General features: G+C 44.5%; 20 protein-coding genes and 1 tRNA gene. 13 read left to right on the top strand and 8 right to left on the bottom strand.

Translation table 11 applies throughout. The features are described from left to right. The first annotated feature begins 55 nt into the window (after positions 1-55). The 6 genes from rpsU to AYI87_RS07845 all read left to right on the top strand — a co-directional run bounded on the left by rpsU (position 56) and on the right by AYI87_RS07845 (position 6200). Entirely contained in the window at positions 56-271 is a 216-nt protein-coding gene (gene rpsU / locus AYI87_RS07870; RefSeq protein WP_006080725.1) for a 30S ribosomal protein S21, read from the top strand. A gap of 6 nt (positions 272-277) precedes the next feature. Continuing rightward, positions 278-721 carry a GatB/YqeY domain-containing protein gene (locus AYI87_RS07865; protein ID WP_144201039.1) on the top strand — a complete coding sequence of 148 codons (444 nt, stop codon included), beginning with the start codon at positions 278-280 and terminating at the stop codon, positions 719-721. Between the two features lie 97 nt (positions 722-818). Continuing rightward, positions 819-2546, top strand: coding sequence for a DNA primase (gene dnaG / locus AYI87_RS07860; RefSeq protein WP_144201037.1), 1728 nt, complete (start codon positions 819-821; stop codon positions 2544-2546). A gap of 125 nt (positions 2547-2671) precedes the next feature. Further along, complete coding sequence (gene rpoD, locus AYI87_RS07855) at positions 2672-4513, top strand: RNA polymerase sigma factor RpoD (protein ID WP_144201035.1); 1842 nt, start codon at positions 2672-2674, stop codon at positions 4511-4513. A gap of 203 nt (positions 4514-4716) precedes the next feature. Then, positions 4717-4793: transfer RNA gene (locus AYI87_RS07850), tRNA-Ile, on the top strand. Positions 4794-4958: 165 nt separating this feature from the next. Continuing rightward, complete coding sequence (locus AYI87_RS07845; protein WP_071187168.1) at positions 4959-6200, top strand: integrase domain-containing protein; 1242 nt, start codon at positions 4959-4961, stop codon at positions 6198-6200. Between the two features lie 195 nt (positions 6201-6395). On the opposite strand, the gene AYI87_RS07840 is transcribed toward AYI87_RS07845, so the two are convergent. The 7 genes from AYI87_RS07840 to AYI87_RS07810 all read right to left on the bottom strand — a co-directional run bounded on the left by AYI87_RS07840 (position 6396) and on the right by AYI87_RS07810 (position 11532). Then, positions 6396-6929 (bottom strand): hypothetical protein, encoded by a 534-nt coding sequence (locus AYI87_RS07840; protein ID WP_144201033.1) that lies wholly within the window; start codon positions 6927-6929, stop codon positions 6396-6398. Between the two features lie 8 nt (positions 6930-6937). Continuing rightward, entirely contained in the window at positions 6938-7258 is a 321-nt protein-coding gene (locus tag AYI87_RS07835; protein WP_032477057.1) for an STAS-like domain-containing protein, read from the bottom strand. Between the two features lies 1 nt (position 7259). Further along, positions 7260-8045 carry a hypothetical protein gene (locus AYI87_RS07830; RefSeq protein ID WP_186300585.1) on the bottom strand — a complete coding sequence of 262 codons (786 nt, stop codon included), beginning with the start codon at positions 8043-8045 and terminating at the stop codon, positions 7260-7262. 171 nt (positions 8046-8216) lie between these two features. Further along, positions 8217-9394, bottom strand: a protein-coding gene (locus AYI87_RS07825; protein ID WP_144201031.1) for an IS3 family transposase whose coding sequence is annotated in 2 segments (ribosomal slippage) — positions 8217-9136 and positions 9136-9394 — 1179 coding nt in all. Because the reading frame shifts where the segments join, the coding sequence is not laid out codon by codon here. A gap of 42 nt (positions 9395-9436) precedes the next feature. Next, complete coding sequence (locus tag AYI87_RS07820; RefSeq protein ID WP_144201029.1) at positions 9437-10030, bottom strand: beta family protein; 594 nt, start codon at positions 10028-10030, stop codon at positions 9437-9439. Between the two features lie 12 nt (positions 10031-10042). After that, positions 10043-11272: an ImmA/IrrE family metallo-endopeptidase gene (locus AYI87_RS07815; RefSeq protein ID WP_029809306.1), complete on the bottom strand. Its 1230-nt coding sequence runs from the start codon at positions 11270-11272 to the stop codon at positions 10043-10045. Further along, the gene (locus tag AYI87_RS07810) at positions 11269-11532 is read right to left on the bottom strand and encodes a hypothetical protein (RefSeq protein ID WP_116869983.1); all 264 of its coding nucleotides are present in this window, start codon (positions 11530-11532) and stop codon (positions 11269-11271) included. The genes AYI87_RS07815 and AYI87_RS07810 overlap by 4 nt, the downstream gene beginning before the upstream one ends. A 271-nt stretch (positions 11533-11803) precedes the next feature. Here AYI87_RS07810 and radC point away from each other — a divergent pair, with 271 nt between their 5' ends. The 7 genes from radC to AYI87_RS07765 all read left to right on the top strand — a co-directional run bounded on the left by radC (position 11804) and on the right by AYI87_RS07765 (position 16030). Next, positions 11804-12277, top strand: a complete 474-nt coding sequence (gene radC, locus AYI87_RS07805; RefSeq protein ID WP_116869982.1) for a RadC family protein — start codon at positions 11804-11806, stop codon at positions 12275-12277. After that, complete coding sequence (locus AYI87_RS07800) at positions 12274-12711, top strand: DUF2787 domain-containing protein (RefSeq protein ID WP_162884276.1); 438 nt, start codon at positions 12274-12276, stop codon at positions 12709-12711. The genes radC and AYI87_RS07800 overlap by 4 nt, the downstream gene beginning before the upstream one ends. A 49-nt stretch (positions 12712-12760) precedes the next feature. Beyond that, positions 12761-13204 (top strand): DUF2787 domain-containing protein, encoded by a 444-nt coding sequence (locus tag AYI87_RS07795; protein ID WP_144201027.1) that lies wholly within the window; start codon positions 12761-12763, stop codon positions 13202-13204. Positions 13205-13522: 318 nt separating this feature from the next. Then, complete coding sequence (locus AYI87_RS07785; RefSeq protein WP_144201025.1) at positions 13523-14257, top strand: transcriptional regulator; 735 nt, start codon at positions 13523-13525, stop codon at positions 14255-14257. 30 nt (positions 14258-14287) lie between these two features. Beyond that, positions 14288-14656 (top strand): hypothetical protein, encoded by a 369-nt coding sequence (locus tag AYI87_RS07780; RefSeq protein ID WP_144201023.1) that lies wholly within the window; start codon positions 14288-14290, stop codon positions 14654-14656. Positions 14657-14703: 47 nt separating this feature from the next. After that, positions 14704-14931: a hypothetical protein gene (locus AYI87_RS07775; protein ID WP_144201022.1), complete on the top strand. Its 228-nt coding sequence runs from the start codon at positions 14704-14706 to the stop codon at positions 14929-14931. 265 nt (positions 14932-15196) lie between these two features. Further along, the gene (locus AYI87_RS07765; RefSeq protein WP_088720851.1) at positions 15197-16030 is read left to right on the top strand and encodes a tetratricopeptide repeat protein; all 834 of its coding nucleotides are present in this window, start codon (positions 15197-15199) and stop codon (positions 16028-16030) included. Positions 16031-16283: 253 nt separating this feature from the next. Here the strand turns inward: AYI87_RS07765 and AYI87_RS07760 are convergent, their stop codons facing one another. Next, entirely contained in the window at positions 16284-17063 is a 780-nt protein-coding gene (locus tag AYI87_RS07760; protein WP_038175646.1) for a DUF3658 domain-containing protein, read from the bottom strand. Positions 17064-17449: the final 386 nt, after the last annotated feature.

Below are 17449 nucleotides of genomic sequence, written 5' to 3'. Positions count from 1 at the left end.
TAACTTGGGTTAAGAAATTAACTCAATACAAACTACACCTAAGGGGTGATGGCGTATGCCAATTATTAAAGTACGTGAGAATGAACCATTTGACGTAGCTCTACGTCGTTTCAAGCGCTCTTGTGAAAAAGCTGGTATCTTAGCCGACGTTCGTGCTCGTGAATTCTACGAGAAGCCAACTACTGCACGTAAGCGCGCTAAAGCTGCTGCAGTTAAGCGTCTTGCTAAGAAGCTTTCTCGCGAAAACGCGCGTCGCGTACGTTTATACTAATCTCTTATGAGCCTAGTTGATCAGCTAAAAGACCAGATGAAGGAAGCCATGCGCGCCAAAGATAAGGTGCGTCTGGGTACGATTCGTATGGCGCTGGCTGCCATCAAACAGATCGAGGTGGATAGCCGCGAGACGCTGAATGATGATCAAGCCATAGCTGTCTTAACCAAAATGGTTAAACAACGTCGCGACTCTATCGCTCAATATGAAGCGGCGGGTCGTGACGAACTAGCCCAAGCAGAAGCCGGTGAGATTCGAGTCCTCGAGACTTTCCTGCCTAAGCCTCTTTCTGAAGAAGAGGTTGCCGAGCTAGTCGATGCCACTATCCAAGAGGTAGGCGCATCATCCATGGCGGATATGGGCAAAGTAATGGGAGCATTGAAACCTAAGGTACAAGGGCGAGCTGACATGGCGTCAATAGGCGCACTGATCAAGGCAAAACTCAAGTAACCTTAAGTTCTATGTATGAATGAGCCGTGCCTACGCACGGCTTGTTTGTTTCTACTCTTTCGGTTTAATTTCGCGAAAAGGCGGCATTTATACAGCAATGGCGATACCTCGTGAGTTTATTAATGAGCTTGTAGCTCGCACCGATATAGTCGATCTTATCGACGCCAAGGTCCCCCTGAAGAAGGCGGGCAAAAATCATTCTGCCTGTTGCCCCTTCCATAGCGAAAAGTCACCCTCTTTTACCGTCAGCAGAGACAAACAGTTTTATCACTGCTTCGGCTGTGGCGCCCATGGCAATGCCATCGATTTCGTCATGGAGTATGACAGGCTCGACTTTGTCGATGCCATCGAGGAACTCGCCGGCCGTTTAGGCTTGGAAGTCCCCAGAGAGCAAGGCACAGGCAAACGCCGCGACGAAGGCCTAAGCCGCGACCTCTACCAACTGATGGAAGAGGCCAGCCGCTACTTTCAAAGCCAGCTGAAACAGCACACCGACAAGCAGAAAGTGATCGACTATCTCGCCCACCGTGGCCTGTCCGATGAGGTGATTGAGCACTTCAACATCGGCTTCGCCCCCGATGGTTGGGATGGCCTTTTAGGGCGTTATCGTCAAAACCAGGATGCCCAGGACAAGCTGCTCACCGCAGGAATGGTGATCGAGAACGACAGCGGAAAGCGTTACGACAGGTTCCGCGACCGTCTCATGTTCCCCATTCGCGATCGCCGCGGCCGAGTAATTGGCTTTGGCGGCCGAGTCTTAGGTGACGGCACGCCGAAATACTTGAATTCGCCGGAAACGCCCATATTTCATAAGGGCTATGAACTCTATGGCCTGTATGAACTCAAACAGAGACACAGGGATCCCAGTCAGATCCTGATTGTCGAAGGCTATATGGACGTGGTGGCCCTGGCACAATTTGGCGTCGACTATGCGGTAGCATCACTCGGCACCTCGACCACGGCAGATCAGTTTCAGTTGCTGCTGCGTAGCGCCAAAGAGGTGATCTGCTGCTATGACGGCGACAAGGCAGGTACCGAGGCGGCCTGGCGGGCACTTGAAACCGCCCTGCCACTGCTCAAGCCCGGCGACCAGGTAAAATTTATGTTCTTGCCTCAAGGGGAAGATCCCGACTCGTTGGTGCGTCAGATAGGCAAACCGGCCTTCGAGCAGCTGATTGCCGAGGCCAAGCTACTACCGGAATTTCTGTTCGACACCTTAGCCAGCCGCTATGGCACGGACAAAGGCACCCTGGCCAAACAAGCCATGAGCCTGATAGAGAAAGTACAAGACACAGTTCTGCAGAGCCTATTGCTTGAGAATCTCGCCTACAAGCTCGGCATGAACAGTGCAGAAGAATTGCAGCGTAAGCTCGGCTTTAAACGCATTGACGCAAATAAGCCCCTGCAAAATAAAGCGCTTAAGGGACGCGGTACCCCATTGCGACTAGCCATCGCCCTGCTGGTACAGCACCCGCACCTAGGTAATAACCTACCGGTGCAGCCTGCGCTAAAACATATCAAGATGGCTGGCATAGATTTGCTCAGCCTCTTACTCGACAGAACTCGCGCCGAGAAGGTCAACAGCGCACAACTACTTGAACAGTTCAGGGGTGACGAACAGCTAGACACCCTGAAGAAATTAGCCCAATGGGAGCATCAAGTGGCGGATGAAAACCTTCAGCAAGAGTTCAAAAAAGCCCTGATTTGGTTGAACAATCAGTATATTGAACAACGTTATCAGGAATTGAGCTTAAAACAGCACCATACTAAAGAAGAGCGGATGCAACTTAAAAAGCTCATTGCAGTGATCCAAGGGCAAGCTTAGAGCAAAATTTGTCTCACAAAGTAAACACTTGGACTAGCACAGCACAGTGCACACGGCTATAATTGACGATTTGCGCGGCACATATTGCCCGTCGTTGTAACAGTTACCCAACTTGGATGATATCTATGGAGCAAACTCCGCAGTCGCAACTTAAATTGTTGCTTGCCAAAGGTAAAGAGCAAGGTTATTTAACCTATGCAGAAGTGAACGATCACTTGCCTGCAGATATGGTCGACTCTGACCAGATCGAAGATATTATCCAGATGATTAATGACATGGGTATTCGCGTCTATGAGCAGGCGCCGGATGCCGATGAGATCATGATGTCTGAAGACAGCACAGATGAAGATGCTGCCGAAGAAGCTGCCGCAGCACTGGCTACGGTTGAAGCTGAACTGGGTCGTACCACAGATCCCGTGCGTATGTACATGCGCGAGATGGGTACGGTAGAACTTCTGACCCGCGAAGGCGAAATCGTAATCGCCAAGCGTATCGAAGAAGGGATCAACACGGTTCAAGCCTCTGTAGCCGAATATCCTCAAGCGATCGCCATGATCCTTGAGCAATACGACCGCTACGAAGCTGAAGAAGTCAGACTATCGGACATTATCTCTGGATTTGTTGACCCTAATGCCGAAGATGTTGCGCCAACTGCGACCCATATCGGCTCGGAATTGTCGGACGACGATCTCGACGACGAAGATGATGAGGGCGATGACGAGGACGAAGACGGCGATGAAGACGATTCGCCAAAAGGCCCAGATCCGGAAGAAGCGCGCGAGCGTTTCACTCAGCTGCGTGAAGCTCACGAAAAAGCCCTAAAAGTGATTGAAGTTAAAGGTCGTGAGCACCCAGAAGCGACTGCCGCCCTGTTCGAAATTGGCGAGATCTTCAAAGAATTCCGTCTGGTACCTAAGCAGTTCGACCGCCTGGTAAAGAACATGCGCGAAATGATGGATAAGGTGCGTATTCAAGAGCGCCTCATCATGAAGCTGTGTGTCGAGCAGGCCAAGATGCCGAAGAAGAACTTCGTTAAGGTCTACACCTCTAACGAGAGCAGCATCGAATGGTTCAACGAAGAGATTGCCGCCAAGAAGCCTTATGCCGAAGGGCTGGAGATGGTTGCCGAAGACGTTCAACGTTGCCGCGCCAAGCTCGACGCCATCGAGAATGAAACCGGCCTGGCCATTGCCGCCATCAAGGATATCAACCGTCGCATGTCTATCGGTGAAGCCAAGGCTCGCCGTGCAAAGAAAGAGATGGTTGAGGCTAACCTGCGTCTGGTAATTTCTATCGCGAAGAAATACACCAACCGTGGCCTACAGTTCCTGGATCTGATTCAGGAAGGTAACATCGGCCTGATGAAGGCGGTAGATAAGTTTGAATACCGTCGTGGTTACAAGTTCTCGACCTATGCAACCTGGTGGATCCGTCAGGCGATCACTCGTTCGATTGCCGACCAGGCACGTACCATTCGTATCCCGGTTCATATGATTGAGACCATCAACAAACTCAACCGTATCAGCCGTCAGATGCTACAAGAGATGGGACGCGAGCCGTCACCGGAAGAGCTGGCCGAGCGCATGTTGATGCCTGAAGATAAGATCCGCAAGGTACTCAAGATTGCCAAAGAGCCTATCTCAATGGAAACCCCTATCGGCGATGATGAAGATTCGCATTTGGGTGATTTCATCGAGGATACTACCCTCGAGTTGCCACTGGACAGCGCCACAGGTGAGAGCCTGAAGAATGCCACCCACGAAGTGCTTGCCGGTCTGACCGCCCGTGAAGCTAAAGTATTGCGTATGCGTTTCGGTATCGATATGAACACCGACCACACCCTAGAGGAAGTGGGTAAGCAGTTTGACGTGACCCGTGAGCGTATTCGTCAGATCGAGGCCAAGGCGCTGCGTAAGCTGCGTCACCCGTCTCGTTCAGAGATCTTGAAATCCTTCCTGGATGAATAGACTCGCTAGCAGCGTCTAATACAGAGCAGAAAAGCCAGCCACAGTGCTGGCTTTTCTATTTTATGCCCCTGCTTATAAGCCGATTGAACAACAGATAAGCAGTTGAATTCAAAGTTCAGAATTCTTGCCAGATCGGTGGTGACAAGCGCTTTTAAACCTCGTATACTTCTTTGCGCTTTCGATAGTGACGACTATCTTAAGTCGGCCCCTTAGCTCAGTTGGTTAGAGCACACGACTCATAATCGTTAGGTCCACAGTTCAAGTCTGTGAGGGGCCACCACTTTCTCTTCTATTTATGTCTACCGACGTCTATCTACCCCAGTAAAATCAATACTTAGCCAGTAATCTTTGTCTATAGCTGTCTATGCTCGTCTTGTAACATCCACGTTTTAATGTACCATCGAATGTACCAACGGCTAAATATCGACTATTTTGGTGGTACATCATGGCAAAAAGAGTAGTCCCTTTAACTAACACCCAAGTTAAACAAGCTAAAGAATCCGACAAAGAATACACTCTCTCTGATGGTGATGGCCTTCAATTGCGTGTTAAAACGAATGGCACAAAGTTATGGATTCTGAAATACACTCATCCAATAACAAAAAAAAGAAACAACATAAGCTTTGGTAGTTTTCCTGATGTCTCTCTTGCCGAGGCAAGGAAAAGACGTTCTGAAGCAAAAACTCTTTTAGCTCTCAATATCGATCCAAAACAGCATAAAGATGAACAGCTTTTAAAAGAAAGAGCAGAGCTTGAAAATACCTTTGGTAAATTTTCTGATAGATGGTTGGCACTCAAGAGAGAGAGCGTAAAACCAGAAACAGCAGATAAAGCTTATCGTGCTCTTGAGAAACATATCCTACCTAAACTTGGGAATGTCCCCATCCAAGACATCAAACCCAGAACGGTACTCAGTATTCTTGAGCCAGTAAAAGCACAAGGAACTTTAGAAACAGTTAAAAGACTATGCCGTATAATCAACGAGGTGATGCGTCTTGCTGTAGCGTCAGGTGACATTGAAGTAAACTACCTAGCAGACATCACCAAGCTCTTTCCAGCCCCTAAACGCCAGCATATGGTAACTATCGAACCAGAAAGGCTACCAGAGTTGATGCAAGCTATAGCTGGTGCAAACATTACACTATCTACTCGTTGCTTACTTGAGTGGCAGCTACACACGATGACAAGGCCAATTGAAAGCGCTACAGCACGTTGGCTGGACATTGATTTTGAAAATAAAGTGTGGGTTGTTCCTGAAGAAAGAATGAAGATGAAGCGTCCCCACACAATCCCTCTTACAGATCAAACTTTGGCACTTTTAGAAATAATGAAGCCAATCAGTGGTCATAGAGAATTCATTTTCCCAAGTAACAAAGATCCGAAAAGCCATGTAAATAGTCAGAGTGCTAATATGGCGCTGAAAAGAATGGGGTTTGAAGGACAATTGGTTTCTCATGGGCTAAGAGCATTAGCAAGTACCACTCTTAACGAGCAAGGATTCAATCCTGACGTTATTGAAGCCGCATTAGCTCATGTTGATAAGAATGAAGTTAGGAAAGCTTATAATCGAGCAGAGTATCTTGAACAACGCAGAAAGCTCATGTGCTGGTGGAGCGATCATATCACCGCTTCTGCTGAGGGAAATGTATCACTCGCGAGAAGAAAAGGGCTTAAACTGGCAGGGTAATTCAGTTCTATTGACCTGCTCCCCATATGGAAGTGTGTTGCTTGAGCGTATTAAGTGAGGGATTCAGAATAGATAACACAGTTATTGAACAGGTTAGGTCAATCACGCTCTAGTTAAAGATTAAAAAATCCACAAAGGAGGACAAATCCTCCTTTGTTGTAATCTGGCAATTAATGGAACTAATAGAGTGTTGTTCTAACGATCAGAAGGACTACCAATAAAGTATCCTCCAATACTAAAATAAATGAGGCACCACACAGCGACAAGCAAAGTGATCCTTATCCAGTATGGTACGAACTGATACCATTTAGCGCTAAAGCGATTACAAAAAGTTTCCTCTAAAGATTCCATCAGATCCATTGCTACCTCAATACCCTCCTCCATAACATCATTTGATTCGTTGGGATTAAGTTTGGTGCGCAATGACACCAAAGTATCGGCAACAATAAACTCTTTGTGAGTCCGTTTTAGTAAGTATGCTTTCTTCGTTTCAAGGCTACTCGTCAGAGCTGCAACCTTCCCTTCATACTGGTATTTTTTACTAGAAGTTTTATCAACTTCATGCATAAACTCTTGAGTTAACGTAATTAACTCTTCAAGCTTTTTTATACAACCATCTATTGAGGATCTACTTTCATTTCTCAGAGCGATACGATCCGCATTGTACAAAACGATACCCCAACCTAAGATAGTGAGAAACGGAGCAAGGTACCCTTTAATCAATTCCATGACCACTTTTACTCCTCTTGAGCAGCTTTCTCTATTTCTTCCCAGCATGTACCTGCAAAGCTAGGTAGCTTGTCATGAACTATTGTCAGTTTATTTCTCAGCTCCTCGAGACTAAAACGCTCATCTCTAATTAGCCCGCCGAATGCCTCTGAAACGAACGAAGGGCCATAGCGGTTGTAACCCGTCAAATCGACAGTAACATGACTATGATCTCTTAAGGCGGGTGCAAGCAGCTCTTCTCTAAAAGCTTCACCACTACCATCTCCTTCCCTACGATATCGCCATTTTGGCCTTGGGTGGAATTGTTCAACTACTACAATTGTCTTCATTTTACTGATTCTTTAATTTAATGTTCCACTGAACAAGAGTTCCTGAAATACTACGGCTAAAGTCCTTTAGCTCTACACTATGGTCTTCACGGTAGTATACCCCTCGATTGCTAAACACCCAAAGAGCCCCATCTGGGTTTTCATCTACTAATGCTTGAATACTTTTACTACCTAGGCCATGTTTATCTTTTTTTGTAGATGTCTCGCCAAGCATCATGGACAACTCAATAGAATCTGAATCTGCTTCAGAAAGTAATCTTTTAACTAAGGCTGGTGACTTATCCACTATACTTCGAATCCAACCTTGCTCTTTAATCGTGTTTGGTATGCCAACGCCTCGATCGCAAATCGCCAAATATAGATTGTCATCTATGACACTGCATATAATCCACCAAGGCTTATCACTTGCGTCTTCATAAGCATGGAGCTTGACATTACTTACAGTTTCCATAACTGCAGCTGCCCAAATATTCTCCTCTTCGGGCGTCATATCATTTTCAAAGATACGATGCTGAACATAATCAATTACAGCTTCAAACTCTTCACCTCTCGCAGTACCTTTTATAACGGGTAGTGGCCCTGTTTGCTCATCGACTACTGATGGTTCTTTATTCAGAGTAATTCCTTTTAAGCCAGATCTTTCGATAGCAAACTTAAATTTACCTTTTAAATTTTGGAATCTTACTAACTTAGATTTGTCATTACTCTTTAGAGAATCAATAGTGGCGTATAGTAATAGCAACGCAGCAGCAGATACCGATTCAGCGTGACTACAATCTAAAGCCACCTTTCTTTCCAAAGCGAATTTCTCAACAAGGCCCAAGAACTCCAGTGTAGACTCTCGAGTTTCCTCATTATACAAATCTAAATGAGATGGTACTGATATCTGCTCCCAACCTAAAACTCTATGAACTTTGATCTCATCACTTCTCGGATTGTATTTCTTATCCTGTAGTGGTCAACTAAAATTGGCCACGGTTTTAGAGTTTTCCCAATATAATCGTTCTGATTCATTGGGCGTTAGGCCACCGTTATACTGATGTGGCCTGAGTTGGCAGTAATATCCGATAATGTAGCGGGTGATCTCTTGTTGAGCCTCTGCGAAGCTACGATAACCTACCGTCGGCACCCATTCTGTCTTCAAACTTCTAAAGAAACGCTCCATTGGTGCATTATCCCAGCAATTTCCGCGTCGAGATAAGCTTTGCTTTATCTGGAAACGCCACAGTAATTGGCGGTATCTTCTGCTTGTATAATGAGTCCCTTGATCACTGTGAAACATCACGCCTTGTGGCTTGCCACGAGACTCGTAGGCCATTGAAAGAGCCTTACCTGTTAATCGACTATCAGGCGATAACGACATAGCCCAACCAATCGCTTTTCTAGCGAAAAGATCTATAACAACCGCTAAGTACATCCAGCGATTACCTGTCCAGATATAAGTGACATCACCAACCCAAACTTTATTAGGCTCAGTTACCGCGAACTGACGGCTCAGGTAATTTGGTATTTCAACATGCTCCTGTAATGTCCTACGATACTTATGCTTGGGTAATTGGCAGCTCACTAAACCAAGGGTTCTCATTAACTTAGTTGCTCTGTAGCGACTCAGGTTCGTTCCTAGATTTGTTACTATGCCAGCAATGGTTCTAGCTCCCGCCGAGCCATTGCTGGCGGTGTGAGCCTCGCTAACTAAGCTACGAAGCTTTACTGTTTCTATATCAATGCTTACTGGTCGTTTTCGCCAGTAGTTGTAACTACTTCGGTGAACATTAAAGACTTCGCATAATGTCTTTATGCTGTAGCTCTGCTGGAGTTTCTTGATTATCAAGAATTGTTCAGTGAGTCCGACATCAACAGAGCCGTGGCTTTTTTTAATATTTCATTATGCTCTTCAAGGCGAGCTAACTTCTTCTTTAATTCACGTATTTCAATTTGCTCAGGCGTCATAGGTGATGCTTTAGGTGTTTTCCCCTGGCGTTCCTCTTTTAGTTGGCGAACCCACTTATCCATCGTGGATTTTCCAACATTCACGGCTTGAGCAGCCTCTGTCACTGAGTAGTTCTGATCTAGGACTAATTGTGCCGCTTCTAATTTGAATTCAGCGCTAAATAGTCGTCTTGTACGTTTTGTCATAATGTCACCTGTTAACTTATGAGGTGATGATATCACCTCTAACTAAGTGACCAAATTCAGCGTACCACTACAAACTATTGTATCTTTTGAAACATCTCCAAAGTCTAGAATCACAGAGCACTTACGGGTATCTAGCCCCATAGACGAGACGATATCTTCGATAGTGTCTAAAAACGGCTCTTCCTCAACCATATCTTCAAAGGCATATGAATCCAAACGAAGAATAAAACGATCCTTTGACTGAGCAAGAAGCTGTAATACTGTAGAGTATTCTACATCTTCCCACCGGTCATACCCGATAACAGGTAAAACTTCACATCCTTCGTTAGAAAGGCAACTAGTGAAGACGGACAGTACGTGCTCGCCATTCTCAATTGTAGAGTCTGGTGCCCATGAATGGATATCGACACCAATAGTAGGTACTGAGATAGAAGAGCTTAAGCCTACAGCACATTTGTTTATAAACTGCTCTCTAGGATTACTAACCCCTAAGTACGTTGTTTCTAACATTTTGCTTGTTAGCGTCGGAAGTTCAAATACAGGTAGCGTGTGTAGTTGAACTGTGCGAGGCAAATTCTTATATGCATCAAACTCGCCTTTTTTCGCTTTTAAAATAGGAACGTACTTAGGAGTCATAACTCGCCTCACTTACCAATATTTAGAAGGGAAGTGCTTTCTAACCTCCCCGTAACCAACCAATTCAGAGAACTGATTATATTTGCCAGATTCTCGTCTTAACCTTCCAGCGATGATGGCTGGATGAATGTTCAATTCTCTAGACAAAGCATCGATAGTTGCACTACTCGGATTTAGGTATGCTTTACTCCGCTTCCAAACAACTCTCGGAATGAAAGTATCTCTGGCATATCTATTCGCCTCAGCTTCGAGCTTATCTTTACTCTCGGTATGATTTTCTAAATCATCTACAAATGTTTTATCTAGGTCGACATGCTTCCAGATATGTACAACTTCGTGAAGCAAGGTAAACCAAAAGTTATCCAGCCTATCTTGTCGTAGTGACAGAGCAATTATAGGCCTGCCATCAGCATCTTTTAGTGCTGCACCATCCACCGAAGTGCCTTTTAAAGCCGGCTCAATAACAACACAAATACCATTCTTCTCTAGATATTCTACCGCGAGTAATGGACCATATTCAGACCAGCTTAAATGCGCTAAATCCTTTAAAAATTCTTTTCCTAAAACGCTAGCGTCGAATGGATACTCTAGGTTTCGAGTGCGAGCTTTCTGTATAACTCTAGCTACCCAAGCATAAAGCTTATATTGACTCAAAGGTGAATAAGCATCACCTGAAAGAGTTCTTTTGAAGGATGCGCTCGCGGTCGATCCCCCAAGGCTACTGATAAAGTCTTTTACCTGCTCTTCAACATTCTTCTTTACCTTAGCACCTGTATCCTCAATCCAACCTCTTGACAGCATTTCTTTAATCGGAAATTTTGACCAGTTGAACTCGGCTTTAGACGGATTTTCCGTAACAGCTCTATCATCCGTATCTAGTCCCAACAATGTTTGAGGAGCTATACCCAAGCCAACTGATAAGGCCTTGATCATCGGAACAGTTAACGGCCGTTTACCTGAAAGTACCTCTGATACTCTGCTCTTTGTTCCAAAATACGGAGCTAAATCAATTTGCTTTAACCCTTTCTCAGCCATTCTAAATTTAATAGCATCAATAGGATCTACTGGCTCGATTGCATAATTGGAAGACTCATAGCTTTCAATCAAAACGGTTAGCAATTCCAATCTCTCAGCGTCATCGGAACCAGGTGTTAATTTTTGTACAATTAGTGACTCAACTTCAGACATATACTCTTGATATTGGTCCTGAGTTCTAATCACTCTTGGTTGAGACTTACTCATTTGTTTATCACTTCATGAATCACAGCAATACCTCCGTTAAAACAGAAAGTGACTTTGATGCTTATATGGTCATAACCAAAAATAGGAAACATATAAGAAAATTCTTCTACATGCTCAACTCTTGGAAAAGCATCGATCAATTCCATATCACTTCTCCAACTCGCATGGTTAATCTCTGCCACCCAAGCTGAAATCCAGATATCAATTTCGTTACTGATACCTTTAATGGCGTTGAGCCTTTCTATACCTATCAAACGCATCAAGGTTCTCCATTTGGGAACATTATTGCACCAGCAAAAATAAAAATCAACAAAGTTCCACAATTGGGAACCATAAGCAAGAAAATATATCCATAAATAGAATGAGGGCTATGAGAGCAGAATTCAACCAACATCATGTTTTTACTGATATTGAATTGATTATATTTTTTACATACGCACTAGGTAATAACGTTATCACCCTCAATCCAAAAATATTCAGGCATATGTCATCAATGTGAATACTCATCATTGATTCCTACAGGAGCCCGAAATGAATCCCAAAACGTCCGATTACCAAAAGCAGCGACGCTATCAGGAAAATGAAATCCTAGAGCATGCCGCTGAGATACTAGCAACACGCTACGTGCGTGGTGATGCCCTAACTAACCCTGATGCCACTAAAGAGTATGTGCGCTGCAAGTTAGGCAGCTATGAGCGGGAAGTATTTGCCTTATTGCTACTAGATAACCAAAACCGACTGATTGAGTTTAAAGAGCTGTTTCAAGGAACGGTGGACGCGGCCAGCGTCTACCCACGTGAAGTGGTGAAAACTGTGTTAGAAGTGAATGCAGCAGCGGTGATATTTGCCCATAACCATCCATCCGGTGACTCAACGCCGTCTCAAGCCGATAGGCGCATAACCGAAAGACTCAAAGACGCTTTAGCGCTGGTGGATGTTCGAGTTCTCGACCATATCGTGACAGGCGATACCTGCACCTCGTTTGCTGAAAGGGGGTGGTTATGATTGAACAACATTACGGTGAGCTTTCTATTGATGATGCATTACATGTGTCACTGGAAGCACTTCTGAATCGATACAACATCTCGGACAATGCGGAACGACTCGTGTTGAACTGCCGCCAAATGAGTTACTACCGACATCGACAAGGTTTGCATCCCATTGAAGTACAGCTTAAACGTGAGTCAGCCTCAAGCCCGTGGCTGGTGGTGTTCTTTGCCAGCTTCTCTTATCCCGATGATAACAGTACAACTGTTGAGCCTGAGTTGTACTTTCACCTTGCTAATCGCTGGTGCTATCAACCCGATGTGGGGAGTACGGATTTATCCCATCCAGAGGTACAAGAGCTGCTCTCGGTCTGGATGAAAGCCTTTGCTCGTCATCTTTCCAGAAACGTCTTTGATGACGTGCAACTGACGATGGTCGGTACGTTCCAATAATTCTCACTCTGTATTTCTTATTTGAATCCTGAAACAAGGAGGACTCACTATGTCCAAATTAACCTTCACAGCATCATCACTACCTGTGTCTAAGAAACTGCATAAGCTGTTAAGCGAGCGATTCACCACCCATTTACTGATTAATGAAGCACTGACCACCAGCCGTTATCTGGTGTTTAACTTTCGCGATAAAAGTTACAGCGCGGATGAAGGCGGCTTTCATCCGGTAGAGATGGCGATTTGCCATACCTCAACAGGGGCATGGAGCATTGAGTACATCACTGACTTTGCTTACATGGGCAACTACTACCCAGAGCTGGAGCGCAACTTGGATTTTGATTTTCGGGTTGGACAGTTCTTTGTGGCCTATCGTGGCTGGCTACCCATGCAAGGTAGCCGTGATGCCAAAGAGCTGTATCGGCTATGGGAGAGTAACTTTCTGGCCTATGTCGATACGGACGCTTACAACGAGATAGCCGTCACCCCGCAATAACTCATGACTTCCCTTCTTCTACAAACCATCAAACTTGTCACTGCCCTCATTACGTTGTTCTCTCTTTCCCCGTTCTTCGGTGCCATTGGAGCCCTATCCACTTTAGGTTTTCTAGTGGTGCTATTAATTGGGTTACTGGCAGCGATTGCAGAGTTCAGTGACAAGCATAAACCCCGTTAATGTTAATTAATTCACACTTTTATGAAACGAATTGATTGCATTTTAACCGTTGGACATTATGTGTCTGACCCACCTCTATTCTCCCGACATTAAATGTCCGACTCCGGTGTGGAGCTTTAATGTATTGAGAGCGTAGTCATGAGCAATAAAACCAGCATTGAAGGGTTATCCGCTTTGCTGCACACGCTGATGCTTATTCCTCAACATCGATGGATCACCGTTAGGGAGTTGCAGCAGCAGTTAGCCCTACTCGATATCCACCGCACCACGCGCAGCATTAAACGCTACCTCGATGAAGTCATTGTTGAGGTGTTTAATGTGGAATGTGATTCGATGAGCATGCCTCATGTTTATCGGAAAACTTCAGAGCAATTACTGAAACTCAACAAGCAGGAAATGCTCTATTGGCAACTGACCAACAAGTACTTACTACCGCTGGTTCCTGATGCACTGAATTATGGGCAAGGGTCCTCCTCGGAGAGAGACAAACCCTTGCCCCACAAGGGTTCAGCACATTCAAAAGAACAAGAATGGTTAGCCAAAGTACATGTGGCATTGCCCACGATTCGAGAGTGGAGTGACGAGCAACGGAACGTGTTGAATGCGGTACACACGGCGTTACTGCACAACCGTATGCTCAAAATATCTAGCCAAGTATTGCAGCAAGAGAAGGCGCTCATTGAGCCACTGGGACTCTCGGTTCAGTGTGACGCGCTCTTGCTGCTCTTTCGATTATCCGGTCAACACACGATACGCACCCTCACCTTGCCTTTGATTGATGAGGCCAGTGTATCGACGTTTTCTTTTACCTATCCGACTGATTTCAATATTGAGCGGTTCATGCGTGAACACGATGAAGTCAGTGCGCCTTGAATTTCACTCACCGATAAGGAGAGCACCGTTATGACATTAACCAACACCCTACTCCGATACGCCGCTATGACCATCCTGTTTATCGGACTCACCGCTTGTGGTGACCAAGAAGAGACTCAAGCAGCAACAGCAGATATTGAAGTATCGATATCGACTAACCCTCACTGGGGAACATTGGTTTTTGACCTGCAAGCTATCGCCGACAACACCGTAATCAGCAATGTGGTGATTAACCGAGGCAACTGCCGATTACCCGCAGGTACAGCCTCAGAGCTATCAAGAAATGTTTCATTAAAGTTCGGCCAAACCTACACCGGATACAGCAACAACTGCACCGTAGACAGCGTGAAAGAAATCGAAGTCACCTCCAGCGCGGGCACCTTTGTCTACACCTTCTAACTTTCAATTCCCAAATAACACACTCAACCAACTCGTAAGGATTAACTATGAACAAGTCAACTCTACTTATCACAGCAGCATTAGCTTTCTCTACCTCTTTCGCATTTGCTGGCGGAACACTGGGCGGTAACCCATCCGCAGATTCGGGAGCCGTCAACGTCAGTGTAGGCAAATGCACTCAATACAAAATGGATGTGAAAGCGGCGCAACAGGAAGGTAAGAACATATCGACCATCACAGTTCCTGAAGGCTGTGACGCAATCAAAGAAAAGTAACACCACCAGCGACGGTAAAAAATGACAATGGGGAGCAATCACGCTCCCCATTCTTTTTTTTTTTGCTTCTATACCTAAGCTTCACATCTAAAACACTTTTGTCGGATAGGCGACACCAGTTACCAGATGCCGCCCTCCTGAGAACCGTACGTGCAACTTTCACTTAATTCAAATAGTACTTATTAATCATCTGATTAACATCATGTTTTTAGTGACCACCACTGATATACTTACGTTTAAATTTTCATCATGCAGTCAATAAATCATGCTTCGCTATTTAATTTTCATTCCTCTTCTTATTTTAAGCGCCTGTACGAGTGGTACTACCAATATCACAAATGAACAAACTCTAAACTCTGATGAAGCCTATGAAAAAGGATACATCGCGCTTAGCCAAAAGAAATATAAGGCTGCTTATGCAGAATGGCTACCCTTAGCTGAGAACGGAGATGCTCAAGCACAGTACTCGATAGGCTGGATGTATAGTAAAGGACTGGGTGTTGAAAAAAGTGTCGCGAAAGCTTTAGATTGGTACGTTAAGTCAGCAAACCAAGGTTTTGTAGACGCTCAATATAGTGCTGGGAGAATCTACCTTTATTCTCTTCAACAATACGAGGATGCATTTACGTATTTTAAGTTAGCAGCAGAAAATGACGAAAATAAAGCGCAGTTTTATTTGGGTTTAATGTACTACCGTGGCGATGGCATTAGCAAAGATCTAAAAAAATCAGCACATTGGTTCTTACAATCAGCAAAGAAAGGCAATAAAGATGCACAGTTCTACATTGGTCAAATGTATGAACTAGGTGAAGGTGTCCTACAAAATGACAAGTATTCTCTACATTGGTTTAACTTAGCCTCAAGGAATGGACAGCAAGACGCACAATATAAGCTTGCTGTTATTTACTATCAGGGGAAAATGGTACCTAAAAATGATATCACAAGCTATATGTGGTTAAACATCAGTCAATACAACGGAAAAGATATTAAAAATATGAAAGGAATAATCTTTGATGACTTAAGCCAGGCTGATATTGATGAGGCCCAACTCAGGTCAATGAAATGTGTTGAGTCCCTATATAAACACTGCCATTGGTAATTTTCATAATCAAAACTATGCTATAGCGTGTAATGGCTCATACTTACTGATGCTCCCATAGCTCGACTATCCAAACGCCAAACGTTCGCATCATTGATGTCCAACACTACGGATGGTGAGTATGCGAAATTATATTTTCTTTAGCCATACACTAAACGGGCACTCTATAGGCAAAGTGTGCCCCCTAGCAATTATGTTTCCATTTCCTTTTCTCACCCTATTATGTTTTCTCTAAGAGTTCAAACCTCTCGTGTCATAACGCCAGACTCAACTCACGTCTAAATAAAGGCCCTTCACCAACCGCACACACTATTCCCTTCAATATCAACACATGCAACCTGTAACAAAGAAAAGTATCATCGACTTGCCCTACATAATCACCAAGTACACGGCCAATGGCTTGTGCTGCAACACAAACTCGTGACCCAATCGCGGAAAGAAGTGCATCATCAAAAAACGTCTCATCATGGGACTTAATTGAGGAACCGTTCCAAGTTCTAACCATATCCCTGCACACAAGAATACTCTCCCATTCTTTTGCTAATTTAGTTTGCTGAAAGATATCAATAGGCACCGGAATGACGGTGGTAAGCTCTTTAGTTGAACAGGCTCCAACGATTGGTATGGTGTCTCTATCCAACTGACCTGTCGTTACATCAGCTAAAAATAAACTTTGTTCCGGCAATACTGAGCAAAGCAATCGCAACATTAATTGTTCATCCACTGACTGGCCAACCCAAACAACATAATCGCCATCGCGTTCGAGATCCTGATAACTCTGCAATATGGGCAGCCCTATATAGTCGGATAACCATGACCATAAGTCTGGTTCATTAATAAGACCACATACCCCCTTAAACCAATTGCTACGTAGTGCACGTCCCTGCACAGTACCATAATTAATTAGAGGACCATAAGCCAACGGGTCACACAGCTCTACCACCCGCTTATTTTCATCTGGTGCAAGAAGAGAATTCAAAATGCCAGCAGATGCTCCTCCCGCAACAAAATGAGTAATCTTACGAGTGGTCATTATTAAACTCACTTTGAGTCTCAGCACACCGTCTCTGTATTCTCATTCATCGCTCCTTGTCAGCTACTAACTGTTAAACTGTTATCGAGACCCAAAACCTTAGAATTCATCACTAGAACAACGCTATTGTGTCTACTCCACGGTTAGACGAACAAACACACATAGGAAGGCAATATTTACCACTTTTTATCAAGGTCTTCTGCATATAGCAGTATTGCTCTTTGGTATTCTTTTATTGACTAATTATCAGTTGTCGATACCAACAAATTAAGAAGCAAAGCGGTTGCCTTCTTATGTCTGCCTAAGTTATATAAACACACCGCTACGAAAGTGCTTAGTGTTCTCTTTTGCTAGATAACTAATGTGCTTGAAGAACTCAGAAGTGG

Origin of the sequence: Shewanella sp. KCT (assembly GCF_007636505.1) — a bacterium.
In the GTDB taxonomy this organism is placed as follows: domain Bacteria; phylum Pseudomonadota; class Gammaproteobacteria; order Enterobacterales; family Shewanellaceae; genus Shewanella; species Shewanella halotolerans.
The sequence above is the reverse complement of the archived record's forward strand: the minus strand, read 5'-3'. Positions and strand labels throughout refer to the sequence as shown.